The organism is Maribacter arenosus, from assembly GCF_014610845.1.
GTDB lineage: Bacteria > Bacteroidota > Bacteroidia > Flavobacteriales > Flavobacteriaceae > Maribacter_A > Maribacter_A arenosus.
Genome location: NZ_JABTCG010000002.1, coordinates 113,662 through 137,082, shown reverse-complemented (window position 1 = coordinate 137,082; position 23,421 = coordinate 113,662). Strand labels below are relative to the sequence as shown.

The following is a 23,421-nucleotide window of genomic DNA, read 5'->3' as shown; positions in this document are numbered from 1 at the left end:
ATTTGTATTAATGTCGGTTTCCTTTAAATTGTCTCATTTCCAGAATTCATCATCTATATTATCATGAAACTTCACATTATTATGTAGTTCTGAAATTGTCTTTAGTTGTTTTTCGGTAGCTACTTTTTGTATTTCCTTAAAGAGTACCCGCTCTTCGAAACGTATGTGGTGTTCCAATGCGACCTCGATAGTATTCAGTGAGTTTTCGATTTCTTGGGCATCGGTAAAAAGCCGAATCAACTGGTCATGTTCCGAGAGGGCTTTTTGTACCATATCATTTTTATTGCCTAGAATCGGAAAGATGTATTTTTCCTCCATATTAAAATGGGGAACCAAATGTGTTTCAAAAAACCAATCTGTGTATCGCTTTATTCGTTCAACTGCTATACCCTTGGAAAATCCGGTGCGTATTTTCCAACACAGAAGTAAGCCGTGATGATGGTCACGACTTACCTGTATCAATGCTTTACTCCTTTTTATGGGCGGGGTTTTCATTTTTTTTTCTTTTTAACTGGGATCTGCCAACTGTTTTTCCAATATTTCCGCTTTGGGAAAAAGGATGTTATTTTCCAAATGAATATGGTTATGTAAGTCGTCTTCGAACTCTTTGAGCAACGAATAGGTTACGTTATAAGTTGTGCAACCGTCTGCTGGGGGAGTGTAACCATTGCTTAGCGCCTCGATGTGCCTGAACCGTTCCCCTTCGTTGTCATGTTCTTGCATCATAACTTGAATTGGGTTTTGTATGGTTCCAAAATGAAGGGGTTGCATTTGGGTTCCTGTCTGATTTGCCTGAACCATTTTACGAACAGCAGGAAAAACTATCAATTCCTCTTTTTTCATGTGCATGGCCAGTTCACCTGCCGAGGCGTTGAAATGCTCAGTAATCTCAAACAGTTCAGGATGGCGCTCCCCATGAACCTGGCAGAGCTTGTTCAGGTATTGTTGTAAAACTGGAATTCGCTCAGCTACATAACGATGATGTTTTTTCTCGATATAATCGGCAAGCAGGTCCAATGGCCAAGATTTAAAATCTGTATTGCCGCCGTCACCTTGGAGCTGCACACCTTCAATTTCCTTTAAAAGAAGGTCTGCGTCCAAATTATTTTTGTCTGCCACTTCTTGAATACTTCTATTGCCTTTACAGCAAAAATCAATTTTATGATTTTTGAATATTTGCGCGGTTCGGTAGTCCTCGGCCACTATTTCACCAATGTTTTTTTTAAGTGTATTTTCCATGTTCAATTAAATTAAGTTCTTGTATGTTATTAAATTAAATAGGACAAAAATGTCCTGTTTTGAATCAAATTTTTTTAGCGTTTTAAATAGGTTAGGCCTACTTCCAATCCTGAAGCCATTTCAAATAGGGTAGTGCTTTCCAACATATTTCTAAGATCGTTACGTATGGCCACAAATTTATCGTGGACCGGGCAAGGTTTGTTGGCGTTGCATTTTTCTAATCCGAGGCCGCATCCCGTGTAAACATTGTCACCATCAATGGCATAAACTATTTCGCTCAATTTTAGTTGATCGATTTTACTTCTTACGATCTGGAACCCTCCTGTAGCTCCTTGAACCGAATCAATAATGTTGTTCTTGGATAATTGCTGCAGAATCTTCGCGGTGAATGCTTCAGGGGAATTTGTTTCCCTGGCAATATCCTTTAGGCTGGCCCTTTTGCCCTCAAGAGATTGTAAGGCGATATACGTGGTGGCCCTAATCCCATATTCACATGCTTTTGAAAACATTCAGGTTCTGTATTATTTTAATACAAAGATAAACGTATTTTTAAATCGGACAAAAATATCCGAGTTAAATTTTGATATGGAAAATTATAGGTGATAATTGTTATGGACAATCTTTTTTTAACTCCTGAAATTGGCTCACTTGGGTCGATGTTGGTACATGTGCATGAATAACATGGTACTCATCTTCTGTGCCCTATTTTTTGCAATCCATGTGGTTTCCCCTTCAAAAAGTTCATCCAAGGTTTCAAACCATAGGTTTAACCAAAGCCCGAAGTGTTCTGTGGTAATCGTATAGTTCATTTTTTCATCTACCTCTTGGTGGGCCGTTACCGGATTACCGTAATATTTTCGTTTAAGGAACAATTGGGTTTCCCAGAAATCGGTCAACAAAACCAAATGGGCATCCCAATCATCGATGATACCATTGAAAATGGGTCCGAGTGCATCATCCTTTCTTATTTTTTTATAGAAGGTGTTTATCAGTAAGGAAACATCTTCCCGATTTTTTATGTCTGCTTTTGTTTGCATATCGTGACAATTTAAGATTAAAATCGCAACAATTCGGTCATTATTCCAAACCGAATGACATCCAACCGATGTTGAAAATAGATATTATAATAATCCATTCCGTGGTACAATTGCACGAAAAAGCCGATATCCTCCAAAAATTTGGGATGGTAGTAAAACGTCAATCCTATATTGAACCTTTTAAAATTAAAGGTGTCCCAATCATTTATATTGTCGATCATCCAGGTGGTTTCGGCCTTTAATGAGAAATCGGCTTTTACCGATCCCCGATGCCCCATTTTAACAGGGAGTTTGTAAGCGAAAAAGGCATTATGCCAACGAAAGCCACTATACTTGCCATGCATTTCGTCCAGCATCCAACTTCGGGGATGCACTTCAACGGAACTTTTGAAAAACTTGGAGGCGTTCAACGTTTTGCTGAACGATGTTTTAATCAGACCCAGTTCAAAGTAGTTGGTAGCGAAGTTACCGTTCTGTAAATTGATGTTGCCATCGGTATTATAAAAATTACCGTCCTGCCCGTTGGAATGGTGTGCGAATTTGCCGAAAAATGTATAATGGCCCACGGGATTCCTGTCTCCTGTCAAATAGTAAAATGTTATCTGGGGTATATAGCTGGGTGTTTTTACCGGATACGAATCTTCATTATACATTCTGATTGTGACCTGGGACGCAAGTACCGCCATCAAATTCGATTCTTTCCGCTCTCGAATTATAAAACTGGGGTTAACGTTGGCCTCGAACATCAAGGGTTCCAGATTGCCGATATCTGTAGGAAACGTGATATAACTGTCAGTTTGGTTGACCTGTGCTATTTTTGCAAGGTCAAGATTGGGTAGACTATCGTTCGGTTGTTGCGCATGGGCGGTTTGTAACAAAAAAAGGATGATGAACGGTAGGTAATCTTGCCTTTTCATTTGTAGATTATTTTTACCGATACTGTGGTATCGGCGTCAAGCGCGAAACTCGCCTTTGAAAAATTGGGTCGGTTCGACAACCCGATGTTGGTATAGTTGGAAAATCCGATACCCTCTGTTGGCAAAACTAGTCCTTTGTCTATTTTGCCGTTTTCGTTTTCATCGTGCAGCACGTTGATGGCATATCTTCCCTTGGTTAAACCGGAAAACGATATAGTGGATGACCCGTTGGTTATTTCGGCTTTTTCCATTTTGTAAAAAGCCTTGAATTTGGTATCGGGTATGGAACCTTCAGTATTGTACAACGCAAACTGCACTACCCCTTTTGAATTACGAAGTTCTTCCACCTTCACGATTAAAGTATATCGCTCATTTTGAGCAGGAGAGTCGAATGCTGTAAACATCGCTATTACCAATGTCGTTAAGATAAATTGGGTAATGAATCCCAAAATTTTGTCCTTTTTCATCTCGTTCTATGTATTACGGATACTTTTTGGCTACTTTCCCCGAACCACCACTTCGGCTTTTGTTCCTTTTTGACCAATTTGAATTTTTTGATGGCATGGGTCTTGATATGTTCTGCCATTTCTTCCACGGAATCGGTCACAAAAAGGAGTTCCATATCCTCAGGACTTATACTTTCGTTTTTTGCCATTATTTCTATATGATGACAGAGTTCTTTATGATATTCCGAACCGAAAATGACGACGGGGAAATTCTGGATCATTTTGGTCTGTATGAGCGTAATCGATTCGAAGAGTTCATCGAGCGTGCCCATTCCGCCAGGCATGACCACAAAAGCGTAGGAATATTTCATCAAAAGGAACTTCCGAACAAAAAAGTAGCGGATATCGATCCATGTATGCAAATACGGATTAGGTTTCTGTTCAAAAGGTAGGATAATGTTACAGCCTACCGAATAGCCACCTGACTCGTAAGCCCCTTTGTTGGCTGCTTCCATAATTCCCGGGCCACCACCGGTCATGACCGTAAAGCCGAGATCTGCTAAAGCAGCCCCCACTTTTTCCGCCTGTTGATAAAACAGATTGTCAGTTTCAAACCGTGCCGACCCGAATACGGTGACGCAGGGCCCAATAAAGTGCATTTTTCGGAAACCCTTGATAAAACTGAACATTACCCTGAACGTGAAGAACAGTTCCTTGAACCTGGAAAGTGGCCCTTTAAGAAATATGGATTCTTCGGTCTGCAACCTGTTGTTAGTATTGTTTTTCATATCAAATTTCGAGTGTTAGGTTTCAAGTTCGAAGAACTTAAGGGTCTTACAATACTTCTGATTGATCTTGTGAAACATTGAATCATTTTCAACTGACTTTCTTATAACTCCATACGGCTAGGCCGTTCATAACAATTGCATATAACAGGGTCTTTAATAACTGTGGTATAATATCCGTAAATCCTGCTCCTTTGAGCATGACCATACGCATTACTTGCACAAAATATTTTATGGGATTGAATTCGGTCAGGATCTGGGCCCACTTTGGCATACTCTCAATTGGGGTGAATAACCCACTCATCAAAATAAAAATAACCATAAAGAACCAGGCAATGAACATGGCCTGTTGTTGGGTTTCCGTATAGTTTGAAATGAATAAACCAATTCCTAAAATAACAAGGATATAGATAATGGTATACCCATACATAAGGGTTATACTTCCTATGATGGGAATATTGAACAAAAGTTTGGCAATGATCAATCCTACAGTCAATAACACCAGCCCTAAAACCAAAAAGGGGAAAAGCTTGCCTATAATGAAATGGTATTTTTTAATAGGCGTTACATTGATTTGTTCCAATGTCCCTATTTCCTTCTCCCGAACAACGTTCATTCCAGAAAGAAAAAGAGTAATCATGGTTACCAATAATACCAATATTCCCGGAACCATAAAGGTTTTATAATTTAAGGTCTCATTATACCAAAATAGGGGAATGGTCTCGATGAGTTGCTGTTGGTCAATCGCAACGCCCTGTAACCTAAAGTCGATTTGCGCTTTTTTGTTGAATTGTTGAACGATTTGACTTGCATATACATTTTCAACCCCGGCAGCCGCACCATCAATCGCATTAATCGTTAGTGACAAATCTGTTTTTTTATCCTTTAGAAGGTTTCGTTCAAAATAGGGGGGGATTTCGAGTACGACATCCACATTTCCATTTAACATGGCTGAACTTGCCATTTTAGCCGTAGGATAATCGGTAAGTACATTAAAATAGGTCGAAGCATTGAATTTTTCGATCAACTCACGTGAAAAGGAGGTCTTGTCATTATCAATATACCCGAACTTAATGTTTTTAACCTCAAAAGTGGCCGCGTTCGATAAGATGATCAATTGAATTAAGGGCATCACAAATATGATGGGCAACATCGCCTTATTCCTAAAGATTTGCCTAAATTCCTTTTGTATGATATAACGAATGATGTTCATTGTTTCTCTTAATCGATTTAATTGCTTGGGACACTCATGGGCATACTTTTCATTCTAATCTAATTTTATATTTTTTGGTGCTTATGCCAATGAACAATAAAGTCATTCCTAATAATACCAAGGTTTCTTTCCATATATAAGCCAAGCCCACGCCTTTTAACATGATTCCCTTTAAAATGATGATAAACCATTTGGCAGGAATTATATTACTAATAATCTGCAAGGGGATTGGCATACTGCTTATGGGAAATATAAAACCTGACAAGAGGATTACCGGCAACATCAATCCCATCAAAGAGGCCATCATTGCAGTCTGCTGGGATGCTGAAATGGTTGAGATCAAAATCCCCAAGGAAAGTGCATTGATAATGAACAATAGACTTTCCGCCCCTAAAAGAAAAAGGCTGCCCTGTACAGGCATTCTAAAGACAAAAATGCTTAGCAAAATGATGATTATGGCATTTATGACCGCAAGAAGTATATAGGGTACCACTTTCCCGATTATGACTTGAAGTGGCTTTAACGGCGAGACCAACAAGATTTCCATAGTCCCTAGTTCTTTTTCCCTTGTAATAGATATCGAGGTCATCATGGCGGAGACAAGCATAAGTATAACGGTCATAACACCTGGGACGAACATAAAAACACTTTTAAGTTCTGGATTGTAAGCCAATCTTGTTTTAGGGACTATTTGATACGACAAGGCGATACCTTTATTGAGTTCCTCTTGGTAATTCTGTAATATCGATGCCATATAATTACTGATGGTATTGGCTGTATTCGGGTCGGTGGCGTCCGTAAGGATTTGTATGGTCGCCTTTTTCTCGGATATCAACTTATTGCTGAAATCTTTTTCGAAATTCAATACAGCCTTAATTTGGCCTTTTTTAAATGCGGGTTCTATGGCCGCTTCATAATCTATAAACTGTTTTATACTGAAATATTCAGAGGCGGCAATTTTGTCGATGATTACCTTAGTGGTCGCATCCTTGGAATGGTCCAAAATGGCAATATCCACATTGTTTATTTCATTGGTAATGGCAAAGCCAAATAACAAAACCTGAACAATGGGCATGCCAAAAAGGATAAACAAGGATCGTCTATCGCGAAGGATATGATAAAACTCCTTTTCTATGAATCCTATAAATCGTTTCATGGCATCTTTTTATTCTATATTTCTTGCCAACTTGAGGAACACTTGGTTCATCGAGTCCACTTTATATTGTGTTTTTAAGTTTTTTGGGGTATCCAACGCCTCGATTTTACCCTCTACCATAATGGAAACCCGATCACAGTACTCGGCCTCATCCATATAATGGGTGGTGACGAATATTGTTTTCCCTTTATGTGCCTCCCTATAGATCATTTCCCAAAATTGCCTTCTCGTAATTGGGTCAACGCCTCCTGTGGGCTCATCCAAAAAAATAATCCTGGGGTTATGCAGAAGTGATACCGAAAAAGCCACTTTCTGTTTCCAACCAAGGGGTAATGATTTCACCAATTTGTTGGCTTCGTCCTTTAGGCCCAACTCATCGATCAATTCCTGTGTCTTTTCCTTGATAACCGATTTCTTCAGTCCGTATATTCCTCCGAAAAAGGTAATATTCTCTTTTATGGTCAGGTCATTGTACAATGAGAACCGCTGACTCATATACCCAATGCTTTTCTTAACCTCATCTGCCTGTGAAGCAACATCGAAACTAGCCACTTGGGCATGCCCCGAGGTGGGTTTCAAAATTCCTATAAGCATTTTCATGGCGGTGGTTTTCCCCGCGCCGTTTGCACCTAAAAAACCAAAAACCTCCCCTTTGCCCACTTCGAATGAAATGTTGTTGACCGCCGTGAAATCACCGAACATTTTGGTCAAGTTTTCGACATATATGGCGTTTTCCTTTTTCATTTGGACAGTTCCATGAATGTATCTTCAATCGTTGGATCTGTTTCCATAACCTCGATATTCGAATGATTTTTTTCTTTTAAAAAGTCCACCAGATCCTTGGCTTTAAAGTCCGTTGATGTACTTGTAAAATGTATGTACTCCCCAAAGGGATAGGCACTATGTGTTTTATCATAAGCTCCTAGATCCTGAATCAATTGGAAGGTCCCCGAGGACTTAACCCTATAGATTTTCTTTGGGAAGGATGATTTTATGGCCTCCGGAGTATCGATTTCTAATATTTTACCGTCTGTGATAAGGGCAATCCTATCGCAGAGCTCGGCCTCGTCCATATAGGGTGTAGAAACCAGAATGGTAATATTTTTCTTTTGTAGACGCTTGAGCATTTCCCAAAACTCCTTTCGCGAAACGGGATCCACTCCGGTTGTAGGTTCATCCAAGAACAACACTTTTGGTTTGTGGATCAACGCACAGGACAAGGCTAGTTTTTGTTTCATCCCTCCTGAAAGCTTGCCGGCCCTTCGATTTTTAAAGGGTTCTATTTGCACATAAATATCTTTTATAAGGTCGTAGTTCTCTTCAATCGTAGTTCCAAAAATGGTGGCAAAAAAGTTCAGGTTTTCCTCCACGGTCAAATCTTGGTAGAGGGAAAACCGTCCAGGCATATAACCTACATGATTTCTGATCGACTTATACTCTTGGACGACATCATATCCTGCTACTGTGGCTTCCCCTGTATCGGCGATCAATAAGGTTGTCAATATGCGGAACAAGGTGGTCTTACCTGCCCCGTCAGGGCCTATCAAGCCGAACAGTTCCCCAGGTTTCACCTCAAAGGAAATGTTTTCCAAGGCTTTTATCTTGTCGTAAGTTTTGCTGATGTTGATGACTTTTATACCCATTGACTGCTCATTGAAAGGATTAGGTTTTACTCAAAATAATCGTAATATGCTTCCAAGTGTTCCTGTATACTTGAAGTTAATTGTGACCCTTCCTCTGGATTTTCAACCTTTTGTAGAAGCGCTATTTTATCGATTAGCGGATGCAACCAAACATGAAGGTTGTCGTGTGATGCCCCTTTCATAGTGCATTCCTTGACCACCATATTCTTTACATTATTTAACGCAACTCCCAGATTTTTATAGTCAACCGTTGTGGTGGTTTTGTTATCCTCTATCAATATCAACATTTCCCTAACCCCATCCGTAGTTTCCGTGTTCGCAGACCATTTGAGGCCGTTGTTCAGCATAATTTCGTTGACCCAGGTTTCGTTGGGTTCATGGAACATCGTTGAATGGCTTTCATAATCGATGGTTTCGACCTTGGTTTTCTCTTCGGCGGGATTTTCCTTGTTCGTTTCCTTACAACTTATAACCAAGGAAAGTATTGCTGCCATTATTACTGCTGTTTTTTTCATTGTTCACGTTTTATTTCAAGGTATTTGTTTTTTCCTGGTAGTGTCAAAATGAAGATTAATAGCCAGACGCCTACTCGAAAGGTCATTGCCTTTAAACTTTCCATAGCAACCGTGTCACTAAAAAAGTAGAGATAGGCTAGCACCAATGCATGGAAAATAAGAATCAGGGGTATCAATTTTCTGGAAAGCAAAAAGTTTTTCCATATCAAGAATGCGGTAATAACAGAAAGAGCCCCTAAGACCACGTTATAAATTACCAGGCCGATCAGTACCCTATATCCTACTTCACGAAGTCCCAATAACACCATTGATCCGGAGATGATCGACATGATGCCTAAAGCTCCGGCAAGTACCAATGCGATGATTTGCGCTATTTTCATACTATTAATATTGTATTGATTTTTGATCGACTATTCATTGCCATTATCAATCCACATTTCCGCGGGCATTCCTATTTTGAGGCTACCATCATTTTTTACCCTGATTTTTACGGCATATACCAGGTTTACACGTTCCTCTTTGGTCTGTATTATCTTGGGGGTAAACTCTGCGGAATCGGAAATCCATGATACGGTTCCTTTGTATGATTTCATGCTGTTTGCATCATCTATCTTCACTTCTACTTTCTGACCCATTTTTATGTTCGCCAATTGTGTCTCGCTGATATAGACCCGAAGTTCCATAATATCCAAATCGGCAATTTTATATAAGGGTTTTCCAAAGGCCGTAATCTCATTGGGTTCGGCATATTTTGCAAGTACGGTACCCTTTATAGGGTTTTGGATGATACTTTTTTGAATCTTATCCTCAATCTGTTGTATCTGGATCTCGATGCCTTTTACCTCGTTCACGATGGGTGCATTCTGTGTTTCAACGCTTTTCATCTGTTGTTTGAGTATCTCGATTTGGCCATTGATATCATCCAATTGTTTGGGGGTGGCCGCGTTTTCCTTGATCAGATTCACAATTCTTTGCTGGTCATTTTGTGCCACTTTCAATTGTTCCTTGAGCACTTCCCGTTGTGAAAGCACGTTGCGGGATTTTGAAAAGATGGTGTTTTTTGTCGCCTGCAATTGGTCTCGTTGAAGTGACAATTGAATCGTATCGATCACACCCACCACGGTGTTTTCTTCGAGTACATGACCCTCCTCAACGTCAAAAAACAGAAGTTTGCCATTGGCCTCGGCAGAGACCGTAGTTTCTGTAGCCTCAAAATTACCGTAGCCGTCTGCTTTGTCGCCATTGCCACTACAGGATAAAAAGGTTGTAAGGGTTATCGCGATGATGATTTTATATGTTGCTTTCACTTTAATATGTTTATTGGATTAATGTTACTTATTGTTTTGTCTTTTTGAAGGCGCTACCTGCTGCTCTTTCTTAAATATTAACTTAACGCTGACCTCTTTACCCCAGTTCCTTATTGCTATTGTCCATAAGTTCCTTTCGAAATCTGATATTGTATCTGTGTCAATAGCATTTGGGTTTTATGCAAGGCCAGATTGTTCTTGGCTTCATATAGGTTCGTAAACTCGGTAATATAGGCCGATGAGGTAATGACCCCGTTCTTTAACTGTGATTCAGCCGTTTTTACCATTTTTTCCCGTAAAGGGATAATCGCTTCGTCATACGAAATCAATTCGGTGATTTTATTGATTTCGGATAGTAGGGCAGTAAGTTCAACATTGTTGTTCAGTTCAAAGGTTTCTTTTTGGGTATTGATAATTTCCTTGTTGATCTGTAGCGATTGCTTTTCGGTTTTGTTCTTGTTCCAATCGAAAACGTTCCAGTTCAATCGTAATCCTGTCATATAAAAAGTATTGAACGAATTATCCAGCATATTCAGCCCGGGATTGCCATAGCCTCCTAGGGCGAAGGCGCTTAACTTGGGCAATTTGGATTTAGACAATAGTTCCGTTGAAAACTGAACCTGTTCTTTTTGAAGTTCAAATAGGGTTAGTTCTGGCCTGTTAGGGTCGGTGTCGATATCCATAACAACTTCGGGCCGTTGCAAGGCCACATTATTATTGAGATCCTTTCCAATTAATAAAGACAGTCTATCAAGCAAACCTGCTTTAGAATGATCTAGTTCCGCATAATTTTGTTTTATTTTAAGAAGTTCCACTTCAAGGGCGTCGGCAGAGGATGGCAGCAGCATTCCGAATTTAACACCTGAATTAACTTCATCTAGGCGCGTCATCAATTGTTTTTCTTTGGCATTCAAAAGGGTACGGTTTTCCTGCAAGAGCAACACGGACAAATAGAGTTGGTTGACTTGGTTCTTAAGTTGGTAGAGATTTACTACAACTTCTTGTTGGCCTACCTTACCCTTTGCCTCCGTAACTTTTGCCAAGGCGTTTATCTGCCCGCCGTTGTAGATCAATTGGTTTACATCCAAAGTTGCACGGTACTGATCTTTGTTGGGCGGATCAATAGTAACATTAGGAAGTTGAATGGGCAAACTGGTCACATCCGATTGATACGAAGCCTGTGCATTGACATCCAACTGGGGCAATTTGCCTTTTTCAAGGGCTTCCATATCAAGTTGTAATTGATTTTGAAGTAAATCGGATTGCCTTGCCAACGGATAGTTTTTAGAAACGAGATCAAAACATTCGTCTAGAGTGATCGATTGTTGTGCCATAAGGGTCATAGGCAAAAACAAAAGGAACAAGAAAGTACTTTTAAAAAGTCCGATGAATTTGAATTTTTTCATTCTGCAATGCTTTATTGGCCATTTACATACTTATACTATTGATGAACTGTTCTGCGATCAAGGTTTTTCGTTCTTCCATCATCCTCTTAAATTCAAGGTCCGAAATACCCATTAATACCTTGATCATTATTTCCCCCACAAATGGAAAAATCGTGAGGGACAATAGATTGAGCAACAATTGTTTAGGAGGTATTTTTTTGATGTTCCCAGCATTGATTTCTTGTTCTATTTGCCTTAAGAAGGGGGTGGGGTCGGGTTTTCCTTTGTGAGACATAAATTTCAAGACGAATTCTGGATTATTGTTGAGCTCTTGAACTATAAAATTGGGTAAGTAGGGGTTATCAAGTATAAAATCTATATAACTGGCAGTGAATTGCCTAATTTTTTCATTAACGCCTATCCCTGAAGCAAAAATCAGGTTCAATTGGGGAGCCAATTTTTGAAAGGCTTGCATAAAAACGGCTTCAAACAACTGTTGTTTGTTCCTAAAATAATAATGCAGCATGGCCTTGTTTATGTTGGCTTCATCGGCAATTTCCTGCATTCTTGCTCCTGCCATACCTTTTTTTTGGAATATGGTTATCGCGGCATTTAAAATAGTTTCTTCTGTACTTGAATCTTTCATTAACTATATGGTTTAACTAAATGGTTAGTAAATATATAAAAAAGTTTTCAATAGGAAAAATTCCTTCTATTTAAATGTTGAAAGAGATAAAGTCAAGGACGTTTAAGTTACGGCTAGTCCCGTTCAAAACGTTCATAAGCTGCTTTGCTCAACGCCTCCCTGTGGTCGGGATGGGCAATTGAAATCAGGGCTTTTGCCCGTTGGTGCAGGTTCTTCCCAAAGAGACTGACCACACCATATTCGGTGACCACATAATTAACGTGTGCCCGTGTAGTGGTAACACCAGCACCTTCCCTTAAGTGGGAAGTAATTTTAGAGACTCCTTTGGCTGTTTGGGAAGTTAAGGCAAAAATGGGTTTACCGCCATTGGATAGTCGGGCACCCCTTATAAAATCCATTTGACCACCTACCCCTGAAAAATGTAGATACCCAATACTATCCGCACATATTTGTCCGGTAAGATCAATCTCAATCGCACTGTTTATCGCGGTCACTTTTGGGTTTCTTCGTATTATCGCTGTATCATTCGTATAAGCTGCTTCTTTGAACAACACCATCGGGTTGTCATCGATAAAGTCATAGAGTTTTTTTGAACCGGCTGCGAAACAGGTGACTATTTTCCACTCGTCTACTACTTTTTCCTCTCCAGTTACTATGCCTTTTTCAACAAGTGGTAAGAGCCCGTCTGAAAACATTTCGGTATGTACTCCTAACCTTTTATGGTTATGAAGATTGTTCAAAACGGCATTTGGGATATTGCCGATTCCCAATTGCAATGTTGCACCATCCTCGATGAGTTCAGCCACATGTTTCCCAACCTGTTTGTCAGTCTCGGTTAATACCGTAGGATTGTATATATGGATGGGTTCATCGACCGCTATAGCAAAATCGATATGGCTAACGTGTATGATGCCATCGCCATGGGTTCTTGGAACGTTTGGATTTACTTGGGCGATTACCTTTTTGGCCGTTTGAATGGCCGCGAGGGTAACATCTACGGATACGCCTAAGGAACAGAAACCATGACGGTCTGGGGGAGACACCTGCACTATAGCGACATCCAGGGGTAGAATAGCCCTTCGGAACAATAGTCCTATCTCGCTGAGGAAAATGGGAATATAATCCCCTTGATTTGTATTTACGGCCTTTCTGACATTGCTGCCGACAAAACAACTGTTAATTTTAAAGGCTTGGTTATAGGGTGGAATGGCAAATTTTACTTCCCCATCGGTATGGATGGATATGATCTCAACATTTTCGAGTTCTTTATAGCGATTTTCACACAGTGTATTGACAAGGGTGTTAGGGGTCATTGCGGCCCCTTGAACGAAAATACGATCACCTGATTTTACAATTGAGATGGCTTCGTCTAAAGAAACGATATTGAATGAATTGTCCATTTTATTTTATTATAAATTCAAATTATTAATCCACCATTCTCTTAAAAGCGGTAAACCTAATAAGATAGGAATAACAGGTTCGACAATCCGCTTTGGATATATTTTCTGATACACCAAAAAACAAGAACGAATATCAAGGGTGGCACTCCATAGTGCTCGTTGCAATTTCCGTTACCGGCTTTGGGGAAATATAGGGGATACCCAGACCCATTCCCCGTAAAATGAAAAGTACGCCTATGACCACAACAAAAACCGGGATGAGTTGTTGTATTCTTCGCTTCGCCGAACGTTGCAAAAAGCCACTCATATAAATGGCCGTAGTCATTAGTGGTACGGTTCCCAATCCGAACAATACCATATACAGACTGCCTTGGACGGCATTACCCATAGCTATGGCGCCAAAAAGAGCCATATATACTAATCCACAAGGTAAGAAACCGTTCAAAAAACCTATGGTTAAGAACGTATCGGGTGATTTTTTCTTTAATTCTTGCCCTAATCGGCTTTTAAGTTTGGATAGGATGCTGAATATAGGTTTTGAAAAATTATACTTGCTAAAGGTCCTGTAAGGAATAAGGACGACAACGATCATAACGATACCTATGATCACCGAAAGTTTTTGTTGCATTCCAAAAACATACAGACCTTTGCCCAGAAGTCCGAAAACCAAGCCCATCAATCCATAGGCTAGGAGGCGCCCTAAATGGTAAAGAAGGACTTGAAAAATTTTCTTATGGCTATTATTTCTATCAACAGGGAGCATAAAGGCGATGGGACCGCACATACCTACACAATGCAGACTGCCCATAAGACCTAATACCAATGCCGATAATAACATATTTTAATACGTAATACTTTTTTTGAATAAATAGGGTTTGTCAAGATAGTCCCATGCTATTTTAATGTCCCAGCGACCATCCAACAAACGTTTGTCAGGTATGAGCAAATGTGCATTGGATAAACTTATAGGTAAGTCAAAATCCAAGTGTTTATTAGATGGCCTGTATAGGGACACTGTGCCTTTTATTTTATCAGGGTTCAATTCATCGGGAAATTCAATCATTATTCCCTCAGGGATTTTATGAATTTGCAATTTCGAGGATAGGTTATTGGCATTTGTTTCGGCATCTATCTCTTTTTGATAACCCAATTCCGCCTTGTAATACTCTTCGGTGACCAGATCATGATTGGCACGATCATCCATATTCATGCGCACCACAAAAAATAGGATAAAGCCGATAAATCCTATGAACGCCAATACAATCCCTGTTCCCCAATTTATTTTCATACTAGTTTTATTTCTTCACTACTTAATTAATTATAATTCCTAGGCGCCAAGAACCGCGCTGTAGTTGATTCAATCAATTTGTCACCACTATAGACGCCAATCTTCAATTTATCCTTATCCCCGTTCAGGGCAGAATTATTAATCTCGATAAATAAGGTACCTTCTGCCAAGTCTTGTGCGGGTACTGCAAAATTTTCATGGGTCACCAACTCAATGGTCCCTTCATGAGAAATCAGTTTAAAGTTTACATCAGCAATTTCCTTGGTGGTTTTATTGATCAATTTAAAGGTATATACATTACTTATGATATTCCCTTCTTTGCGTTCATATAACTGACCTGGTAACCTTAGGATATTGGCTTCCAAATCATTGCGCAAGAACAACATACCTATAAGCACACCGGTCAAAATAACGAGTACAGCCGAGTATCCTTTAAGCCTAGGGGTAAACTTGAATTTCTCTTTTTTGGTGATTTCATCCTCACTGGCATAACGGATCAATCCTTTGGGAAGATTTACCTTTTCCATAATAGCATCGCACTCATCGATACAAGCGGTACAGTTTACGCATTCCAATTGCGTCCCGTTTCGAATATCGATATTTGTAGGGCAAACATATACGCATTGTTTACAATCAATACAGTCACCATGACCCAATGCCTCTCGATCTTCATTCTTTCGGAATTTCTTTCTTCCGTTTTCTCCTTCACCCCGGACATGATCATAAGCAACGATTATCGATTTATTGTCTAACAATACCCCTTGCATTCGTCCGTATGGGCATGCAATAATGCAAACCTGCTCTCTAAACCAAGCAAAAACAAAGTAGAAAACAGCGGTAAATACCAATAGGGCCACCAAGGTACTTATATGAGACATTGGTCCATCCGTAATGTATTGGATCAACCTGTCGCTACCAATCAAATAGGCCAAGAATACATTTGCAATGATGAATGAAATGATAAAGAAGACAATCCATTTGGTAACCCTTTTTCTTATTTTCGCACTATTCCAAGGTTGACGATCCAACTTCATTTGTGCGTTACGGTCACCATCGATCCAAAATTCTATCCTTCTGAATACCATTTCCATAAAAATGGTCTGGGGACAGATCCATCCACAGAAAATACGACCGAAAGCAACAGTGAATAGGGCGATAAAAATGACCCCAATGATCATGGAGATGACGAACAGATGAAAATCCTGTGGCCAAAATGGAAAACCGAATATGTTAAAACGGCGCTCCAAGACATTGAACATTAAAAACTGGTTACCATTAACCTTGATAAAAGGCGATAATATTAAAAATGCCAATAATAGGTAGCTTACTAGCTTTCGATATTTATATAACCTCCCACTAGGCTTTTTAGGAAAGACCCAGGCTCGTTTCCCTTCTTCGTTGATGGTGCCAATGGAATCCCTGAAATTTTCCTTTTCTTGTTCTGCCATGCTTCTTCTTCTTCTTCTTCTTCTTCTTCTTGAAGTAGTAGGGATACTATTCGTTGACCACTACCGTAACCGAATCAGTTTCTTGTTCTGGAGCTACTTCCTTGGCAGGGGCATTCTCGTCTACCCAAACATCACCTTCAGGTGATTTTGGATTAGCTGGGGTAGTCCCTTGGAAAGTAAGTACATAACTTGCCACTTGCGCCATTTCGACCGGTTTAAGGGACTGTTTCCACGCAATCATACCTTTACCGTCACGACCACCTTCTGAAATGGTATTGAAGACATTTTTTATGCCTCCACCTAATATCCAATGATCATCGGTAAGGTTGGGCCCTATGCCCCCACCGCCATCTGCCATGTGGCAAGCCACGCAAGTTGTCTCGAAAATGGCCTTACCAGCACTAAGGTCTGCGGCATCGGTCAATAATTCAACCGTATTCACATCGACCAAGTCCTTGGCGGTTTTCTTGTATTCTTCAATGGCTAGCGTTGCTGCTGCTACTTCCTGTTCGTATTCCAACGCTTGGTCGTAGTCGCCATATATATGGAATCGTACCAAATACACAACACCAAAGATTATGGTGGCATAGAACATCCAGACCCACCATGGTGGTAATTCATTATCCAGCTCCTTAATACCATCATAATTATGATCTAGGATAATCTCACTTTCTTTTTCGATGGGTTTGTTGCCTGTTAATTTGTCCCAAACCTTTTTGCCCCATGTCCATTGCCATTGATCGGCTTTTGCAGATAAATAACGGTCCTTGGCCTCTTCACTTAGGGTCTGGAACATAATGTTCTCAATAGATTTCAATATCAATTCTATGGCAATCAATATTAACAACACCATTAACATAAAGAATTGCGTAATGGGGTATTCCAAGATTGCCAGTTTTTCTCCAGAGTCTATAAAGTACTCCATCAATCCGAAAATGATGAAGAAGATTACGGGGATCCTAATCCACCAGGGTGACATATTTTTCATAATTCTTGTTTATTATTTTGGTTGTTATCTTCTAATGGGAGTTCGCTTACTTCTTTGATGTAAGCTTTACGGGCGGTGAATACCCACCAGAAAAGCAATACAAAAAAGACAAAGAATATAAGTAGTGATATCATGGGGTAAGCGGCTACCCCATCTATGTTCTCCAAGTGTCCTTTTATAAATTTCAACATGGCTTTACTTATTTTCGGTTAAAAGTTCTCCGGTCTCCTTTACCTTGATATCGGTTCCCAATCGTTGCAAGTAGGCGATGAGTGCCACAATTTCCCGATCTTTCATAGGAACATAATCCGCTCCAATTGCCGATTCATTTTCTTCAAAAGATCTTTTTAAATCAGGGTCTTCCTTAAGTCTTTCAACAATTGCTGTGGCTTGATCTTCCATCGATTGTGCTGCATTGGCAATTTCTTCTTCAGAATAAGGAACACCAAGAGTGACCATGGTCTGCATCTTATCCTGAATGGCACTGCGATCATGTTTGTTGAATATCAACCATTGGTACGCTGGCATAATAGATCCTGATGAAGTACTTTGTGGGTCGTACATATGGTTAAAATGCCAGTTATCCGAATATTTACCACCAACCCTTAATAAATCCGGGCCGGTACGCTTACTACCCCATAGGAACGGGTGGTCGTACACAAATTCACCGGCTTTGGCATATTCCCCATAGCGTTCTACCTCGCTTCTAAAAGGACGTACCATTTGAGAATGGCAACCAACACAACCCTCGCGGATATAGAGATCTCTACCTTCTAACTCTAATGGACTGTAAGGTTTGACACTGCTAATGGTGGGTATATTCGATTTTACCATTATCGTTGGCACTATCTCGATCAAACCACCTATCAATATGGCTACAGTGGCTAAAATCGTCATTTGAACGGGCTTACGCTCTAACCAAGTATGAAGGGTCTCACCGGCAGTTCTCTTGCTTGACACACGTGTCAAGGCAGGTGCCTCGGCCAATTCATTTTCAACTTTGCTTCCCGATCTTATGGTTACAATGATATTATAAACCAAGACCAGCATACCTATAATGAATAAACTTCCACCGATAGCCCGCATCCAGTACATCGGGATGATTTCGTTTACGGTTTCCAAGAAATTGCCATAAGCCAATGTTCCGTCAGGATTGAAGTCTTTCCACATCAATGCCTGTGTAAACCCAGCAACATACATAGGTAGTGCATAAAGTATGATACCTAAAGTGCCAATCCAAAAATGGAAGTTGGCCAAGCCAATGGAATATAGTTTGGTTTTAAACAATTTTGGAACCAACCAATAGATCATCCCAAAGGTCAAGAAACCATTCCAAGCTAAGGCTCCAACATGCACGTGGGCAATGATCCAGTCACTGAAGTGGGCAATGGCGTTTACGTTTTTAAGCGATAGCATAGGGCCTTCGAAAGTGGCCATTCCATAACCGGTAATCGCAACGACCATGAACTTTAAGGTTGGGTCTACCCGAACCTTATCCCAAGCTCCGCGTAAGGTCAATAGGCCGTTGATCATACCTCCCCAAGAAGGAGCGATCAACATTACTGAAAAGGCTACACCTAGATTCTGTGCCCAGTCAGGTAAAGCAGAATAAAGTAGGTGGTGAGGTCCTGCCCAAATATAAATAAAGATTAAAGACCAGAAGTGAACTATCGATAGTCTATATGAATAAACAGGCCTATTCGCAGCTTTAGGCACAAAATAATACATAAGTCCCAAAAATGGAGTGGTCAAGAAAAATGCTACCGCATTATGACCATACCACCACTGTACCAAAGCATCCTGAACCCCTGCGTAAACAGAGTAACTTTTTAATGCGCTGACAGGCAGTTCCAAACTATTGAAAATATGAAGTACGGCAACGGTTACGAATGTGGCAACGTAGAACCAGATGGCAACATATAAATGTCGTTGTCTTCTTTTGATCATGGTACCGATCAGGTTTACTCCAAAAGCTACCCAGACCAATGCAATGGCAATGTCTATCGGCCATTCCAATTCTGCATATTCTTTAGAGGTGGTGTACCCCAAGGGTAAGGTAATCGCCGCTGCCACGATAATAAGCTGCCATCCCCAGAAGTTGAACTTACTTAAGAAATCACTGAACATCCGTGCTTTCAATAACCGCTGGGTAGAGTAGTAAACACCAGCAAAAATGGCATTGCCTACGAAGGCGAAAATCACAGCGTTGGTATGCAAGGGCCTTAAACGACCAAAACTTAACCAAGAGATGCCATCGGTTACGTTGGGGAAAAGAAACATAAAGGCCAGTAAAAGACCTACTGACATTCCCACAACTCCCCATAAAATGGTCGCATAGAGGAAATTTTTTACGATTTTATTATCGTAATAGAACTGTTGTACTTCCATAATTACAATTTTTGACTTTTATTTAGTTGGATTGATTCATTCTTGTTATCAATTTTTACAGAGGACTTATCCTTCCCCGAAGGTAGGGTAGGCTTAACGAGTTCATCCTCGAATAGCATACGTACCGAAGGGGTATATGAATCATCATACTGCCCACTTCGAACGGAAATTATAAAAATTGCGAAAAAAATAATAGCAACAAAGATGCTAATGGTCAATAGCATATAAATTACACTCATACCTTACCTGAAATTCGACGTAAATCTAAATATCTGCCTATGGGCAAAATATGACTTTCGTCAGTTTTTAAATTACAAAACATTTTTTCCTATAAAATTTGTGGCCAAAGTGGTGAAAACCACCACACTAATAGAACTTAAAGGCATCAGAATCGCTGCAATGACAGGTTCCAATTGCCCGGTCACCGCAAAATACAAACCAACGACATTATAAACAAGGGATAATATAAAACTTAGTTTAATAATTTTCATCGCCTTCTTCGAGGCCAGTATGTATTGATTTAGTTGTTCGAATTTTGTGGCATCGAGAATGCCATCACATGCTGGTGAAAAGACGTTGACATTTTCTGAAATCGCTATGCCCACGTTGCTTTGGGCCAATGCTCCGGCATCATTTAACCCATCACCAACCATCAGTACTTTTTTGCCTTGCTCTTGAAGCGTTTTTATAAAATTCAATTTATCATTCGGCTTTTGATTAAAGTACATTGGGGTAAGTTTAGGCACTATTTTTTCTAGCCTTGTTTTTTCCCCTTCATTATCCCCAGACAGTATGGCCAGGTGCAAATAATCATCCATCGCCTTAAACAGGTTTGAAATACCTATCCTGTAATGGTTATGAAAAACAAAGCGTCCTTTGTAGGCATCATTCGAACTTATGTGTACCGAGGTTTTTTCTGAATCATAGTCGGCTGAATTGCCCACAAAATCGGCAGATCCAACTTTGATATGGCTCTCATCCTTTTGGCCTTCAATTCCTTGGCCTAGATGTTCATGATATTCATCCAGGGGTACGATATTATGTTCTGCCAACATATCGTACAAGGTACGGCTTAAAGGATGGTTCGAAGCCCGTAAGGTGTTTTTTAAAAGGGCTTCTTCTTCAATCGATAATTGCATGCCCTCATAAGTAGCCTTGCTCTTTTGTGTGGTGGTAATGGTGCCTGTTTTATCAAAAATGGCAGTATCGATTTGGGCCAATTGCTCTATGGTCTGGGTGTTTTTTAAATAGAATTTTTTACGACCAAAAATCCGTAGCATATTCCCAAGGGTAAAAGGAGCGGCCAAGGCAATGGCGCAAGGACAGGCAATGATCAGCACTGCCGTAAATACATTCATTGCCTTACTGCTGTCATGATATAGCCAAAAAACGGTGGCCACAAACGCTATGGTTAAAACGGCCCAGGTAAAACGTTTTCCTATACTGTCGGTCAGTGTTTGGAACTTACTTTCCTTATCCTCACTGAAAACCGAACTGCTCCATAATTGGGTCAAATAGCTTTGTGAGACCGTTTTCAAAACATCCATCTCAATGGCACCTTCCAATTGTTTTCCCCCTGCGTAGATTTTATCCCCTGATTCCTTGAAAACCGGTTCGGATTCCCCGGTGACAAAACTATAATCGATTTGAGCCCTACCATTGATTAGGATGCCATCGACAGGAATCAACTCTTCGTTTCTTATCAGCAATCGGTCACCTCTTTCTATATCATAAATCTGAACGGTTTCTTCCTTATCATTTTTCGAAATCCTCGTTACGGCAATGGGGAAGTATGATTTATAGTCACGCTCGAAGGAAAGGAATGAATATGTTTTTTGTTGAAAGAACTTACCTACTAAAAGAAAGAAGATCAAACCTGTTAAGCTGTCGAAAAAACCAGACCCCCAATCAAAGATAATTTCCAAGGTACTCCGAAAGAACAGCACAAGAATCCCCAAGGCAATTGGCACATCTATATTCATCAGTTTCGACCGTAGTCCCTTAAAGGCTGATATCAGGTAATCTTGCCCGGCATAAAAAACAACAGGTAGGGAAAAAGCGAACATCAACCATCGGAACAGGCCTTTATATTGATCTAACCAAAACTCATTCACCTCAAAATACTCAGGGAATGATAGAAACATTACATTGCCAAAAGCGAAACCTGCTACTCCCAACTTGTAAATAAGTCCACGGTTGACTTTTTTCTCGCCCTTATCATAATCCTCGAGTGAGATATAAGGTTCGTATCCTATTCGTGCCAATAAAATAGCCAGGTCTTTAAGGTTTAGCGTTTCGGGATTAAAAACAATTCGAACGGTTTTTTTGGGAAAATCTACTTGGGAACTACTGATCGAGGGATTTAATTTGTTTAGGTTTTCTAAAATCCATATACAGGAACTACAATGGATATGGGGAATGTAGAGATTTACGATTTGGATCTTATCCTCATTGAACTCTAAGAGCCTTTCAATGATTTTAGGCTCCGTAAGAAACTCATATTTGCTTTCTACTACATTCGGTATCGCCCCAGCTGAGGATTGAAGGTCATAATAATAAGAAAGATCATTGGAAGAGAATATTTCATACACCGTTTTACAGCCATTACAGCAGAAATTCTTCCCATCATGAACAATAGGAAGTTTGCCGCAATCGTCACCACAATGATAACAGTTGACCTTATCCATTTACATTTACTAATACCTAGTAGTAAATATCTTGAACTTTCCTGAAATATTATATGATAATTGTCATCTTTTCGATAATTTTACGTCCAATTTCCCAGTAGTCCTAATAAATTTCTTTATGGAAGAGGCCGAACAAAGCAGATGTGAGAATTGTATCATAAGGCAGTTTAATTCTTTGCGTGCTATGAGCAAGCAGGAATTGAAAAAGGTTTCGGACTCAAAGATTACCAGAAAGGTTAAAAAGGGGGAAGCCATATTTGAAGAGGGCGATAAGTTAGATGGCGTTTTCTGTGTTAGGGAAGGAATTTCAAAACTCTCTAAATTAAGCGCCAACGGAAAAGATCAAATCGTTAAACTGGCAAGCAAGGGAGAAGTGATGGGTCAAAGGTCGGTGATTGCCGAAGAATACACCAATTTAAGCGCCGTCGCCGTTAGCGACATGGAGGTTTGCTTTATCCCCAAGGACAGTATTATACATACCTTAAGCCGAAATCCCGATTTTGCCATAGAAGTTCTACGACATATGGCACATGACTTAAAGGAAGCAGACGATGTAATTGTGAATATGTCCCAAAAAACGGTAAAACAGCGTATTGCCGAGGCTTTTCTTTATTTAAAGAAAAATTATGGAGAGGATAGAGACGGCTTTTTGAACCTTACACTTTCCCGCGAAGATATCGCAAATGTCGTAGGTACGGCAACAGAATCGGCTATACGTATTATATCCGAATTCAAGAAAAGAGGAATGATCAAGACTTCTGGCAAAAAAATCGGGGTATTGAACGAAAAACTGCTCCAAGACCTTATTGAAGGATTTTGATATTTTCTTTCCTTCCCCACTTACATGATTGTTTTTATTCGACTTAAAACCTTGAGTTTATAAGGGCTTTACTGCTTTTTATAAAAACTGATATAAATCATAGTTTCCCCGAA

26 protein-coding genes are annotated in these 23,421 nt (G+C 40.0%); 1 reads left to right on the top strand and 25 read right to left on the bottom strand.

Annotated features, from left to right (window positions below):
- Positions 1-33: 33 nt before the first annotated feature.
- From HPE63_RS05645 to HPE63_RS05525, 25 genes are all read right to left on the bottom strand, one after another.
- Positions 34-495: a hemerythrin domain-containing protein gene (locus tag HPE63_RS05645; RefSeq protein ID WP_188313287.1), complete on the bottom strand. Its 462-nt coding sequence runs from the start codon at positions 493-495 to the stop codon at positions 34-36.
- Between the two features lie 12 nt (positions 496-507).
- Positions 508-1,239 (bottom strand): iron-sulfur cluster repair di-iron protein, encoded by a 732-nt coding sequence (gene ric, locus HPE63_RS05640; protein WP_188313286.1) that lies wholly within the window; start codon positions 1,237-1,239, stop codon positions 508-510.
- A gap of 74 nt (positions 1,240-1,313) precedes the next feature.
- Positions 1,314-1,748, bottom strand: coding sequence for an RrF2 family transcriptional regulator (locus HPE63_RS05635; RefSeq protein ID WP_188313285.1), 435 nt, complete (start codon positions 1,746-1,748; stop codon positions 1,314-1,316).
- A 135-nt stretch (positions 1,749-1,883) separates the two neighbouring features.
- The gene (locus tag HPE63_RS05630; RefSeq protein WP_188313284.1) at positions 1,884-2,276 is read right to left on the bottom strand and encodes a group III truncated hemoglobin; all 393 of its coding nucleotides are present in this window, start codon (positions 2,274-2,276) and stop codon (positions 1,884-1,886) included.
- 17 nt (positions 2,277-2,293) lie between these two features.
- Entirely contained in the window at positions 2,294-3,193 is a 900-nt protein-coding gene (locus HPE63_RS05625; protein ID WP_188313283.1) for a hypothetical protein, read from the bottom strand.
- Positions 3,190-3,660 carry a DUF2141 domain-containing protein gene (locus HPE63_RS05620; RefSeq protein WP_223198065.1) on the bottom strand — a complete coding sequence of 157 codons (471 nt, stop codon included), beginning with the start codon at positions 3,658-3,660 and terminating at the stop codon, positions 3,190-3,192. Before HPE63_RS05620 ends, HPE63_RS05625 begins: the two co-directional genes overlap by 4 nt.
- A complete protein-coding gene (locus HPE63_RS05615) occupies positions 3,657-4,427 on the bottom strand; it encodes an LOG family protein (RefSeq protein ID WP_188313282.1) in 771 nt (256 codons plus the stop codon). The genes HPE63_RS05620 and HPE63_RS05615 overlap by 4 nt, the downstream gene beginning before the upstream one ends.
- Before the next feature lie 88 nt (positions 4,428-4,515).
- Positions 4,516-5,637 (bottom strand): ABC transporter permease, encoded by a 1,122-nt coding sequence (locus HPE63_RS05610; protein WP_188313281.1) that lies wholly within the window; start codon positions 5,635-5,637, stop codon positions 4,516-4,518.
- A 49-nt stretch (positions 5,638-5,686) separates the two neighbouring features.
- Entirely contained in the window at positions 5,687-6,793 is a 1,107-nt protein-coding gene (locus HPE63_RS05605) for an ABC transporter permease (RefSeq protein WP_188313280.1), read from the bottom strand.
- Between the two features lie 9 nt (positions 6,794-6,802).
- Positions 6,803-7,537 (bottom strand): ABC transporter ATP-binding protein, encoded by a 735-nt coding sequence (locus HPE63_RS05600; protein ID WP_188313279.1) that lies wholly within the window; start codon positions 7,535-7,537, stop codon positions 6,803-6,805.
- Entirely contained in the window at positions 7,534-8,436 is a 903-nt protein-coding gene (locus HPE63_RS05595; RefSeq protein WP_188313278.1) for an ABC transporter ATP-binding protein, read from the bottom strand. The genes HPE63_RS05600 and HPE63_RS05595 overlap by 4 nt, the downstream gene beginning before the upstream one ends.
- A 26-nt stretch (positions 8,437-8,462) precedes the next feature.
- Entirely contained in the window at positions 8,463-8,951 is a 489-nt protein-coding gene (locus HPE63_RS05590) for a hypothetical protein (protein ID WP_188313277.1), read from the bottom strand.
- On the bottom strand, positions 8,948-9,331 hold the full coding sequence (locus tag HPE63_RS05585) for a hypothetical protein (RefSeq protein WP_188313276.1): 384 nt from the start codon (positions 9,329-9,331) through the stop codon (positions 8,948-8,950). The genes HPE63_RS05590 and HPE63_RS05585 overlap by 4 nt, the downstream gene beginning before the upstream one ends.
- Before the next feature lie 30 nt (positions 9,332-9,361).
- Entirely contained in the window at positions 9,362-10,258 is an 897-nt protein-coding gene (locus HPE63_RS05580) for an HlyD family secretion protein (protein WP_188313275.1), read from the bottom strand.
- Positions 10,259-10,374: 116 nt separating this feature from the next.
- Entirely contained in the window at positions 10,375-11,664 is a 1,290-nt protein-coding gene (locus HPE63_RS05575; RefSeq protein ID WP_188313274.1) for a TolC family protein, read from the bottom strand.
- Positions 11,665-11,686: 22 nt separating this feature from the next.
- Positions 11,687-12,289, bottom strand: coding sequence for a TetR/AcrR family transcriptional regulator (locus HPE63_RS05570; RefSeq protein WP_188313273.1), 603 nt, complete (start codon positions 12,287-12,289; stop codon positions 11,687-11,689).
- Positions 12,290-12,402: 113 nt separating this feature from the next.
- On the bottom strand, positions 12,403-13,689 hold the full coding sequence (locus HPE63_RS05565; protein ID WP_188313272.1) for an acetyl-CoA hydrolase/transferase family protein: 1,287 nt from the start codon (positions 13,687-13,689) through the stop codon (positions 12,403-12,405).
- Positions 13,690-13,822: 133 nt separating this feature from the next.
- Positions 13,823-14,527: a sulfite exporter TauE/SafE family protein gene (locus HPE63_RS05560; protein ID WP_188313271.1), complete on the bottom strand. Its 705-nt coding sequence runs from the start codon at positions 14,525-14,527 to the stop codon at positions 13,823-13,825.
- 3 nt (positions 14,528-14,530) lie between these two features.
- Positions 14,531-14,977, bottom strand: coding sequence for a FixH family protein (locus HPE63_RS05555; protein ID WP_188313270.1), 447 nt, complete (start codon positions 14,975-14,977; stop codon positions 14,531-14,533).
- A 26-nt stretch (positions 14,978-15,003) separates the two neighbouring features.
- Positions 15,004-16,425: a cytochrome c oxidase accessory protein CcoG gene (gene ccoG / locus HPE63_RS05550; protein WP_188313269.1), complete on the bottom strand. Its 1,422-nt coding sequence runs from the start codon at positions 16,423-16,425 to the stop codon at positions 15,004-15,006.
- A 46-nt stretch (positions 16,426-16,471) separates the two neighbouring features.
- Entirely contained in the window at positions 16,472-17,413 is a 942-nt protein-coding gene (locus HPE63_RS05545) for a cbb3-type cytochrome c oxidase N-terminal domain-containing protein (protein ID WP_188313268.1), read from the bottom strand.
- A complete protein-coding gene (locus HPE63_RS05540; RefSeq protein ID WP_188313267.1) occupies positions 17,410-17,604 on the bottom strand; it encodes a CcoQ/FixQ family Cbb3-type cytochrome c oxidase assembly chaperone in 195 nt (64 codons plus the stop codon). Before HPE63_RS05540 ends, HPE63_RS05545 begins: the two co-directional genes overlap by 4 nt.
- A 4-nt stretch (positions 17,605-17,608) precedes the next feature.
- Positions 17,609-19,801: a cytochrome-c oxidase, cbb3-type subunit I gene (gene ccoN / locus HPE63_RS05535; protein WP_188313266.1), complete on the bottom strand. Its 2,193-nt coding sequence runs from the start codon at positions 19,799-19,801 to the stop codon at positions 17,609-17,611.
- A 2-nt stretch (positions 19,802-19,803) separates the two neighbouring features.
- The gene (gene ccoS, locus HPE63_RS05530) at positions 19,804-20,040 is read right to left on the bottom strand and encodes a cbb3-type cytochrome oxidase assembly protein CcoS (protein WP_188313265.1); all 237 of its coding nucleotides are present in this window, start codon (positions 20,038-20,040) and stop codon (positions 19,804-19,806) included.
- A 72-nt stretch (positions 20,041-20,112) separates the two neighbouring features.
- Positions 20,113-22,488, bottom strand: coding sequence for a heavy metal translocating P-type ATPase (locus HPE63_RS05525; protein ID WP_188313264.1), 2,376 nt, complete (start codon positions 22,486-22,488; stop codon positions 20,113-20,115).
- Positions 22,489-22,606: 118 nt separating this feature from the next.
- Here HPE63_RS05525 and HPE63_RS05520 point away from each other — a divergent pair, with 118 nt between their 5' ends.
- The gene (locus HPE63_RS05520; protein WP_188313263.1) at positions 22,607-23,308 is read left to right on the top strand and encodes a Crp/Fnr family transcriptional regulator; all 702 of its coding nucleotides are present in this window, start codon (positions 22,607-22,609) and stop codon (positions 23,306-23,308) included.
- Positions 23,309-23,421 lie beyond the last annotated feature (113 nt).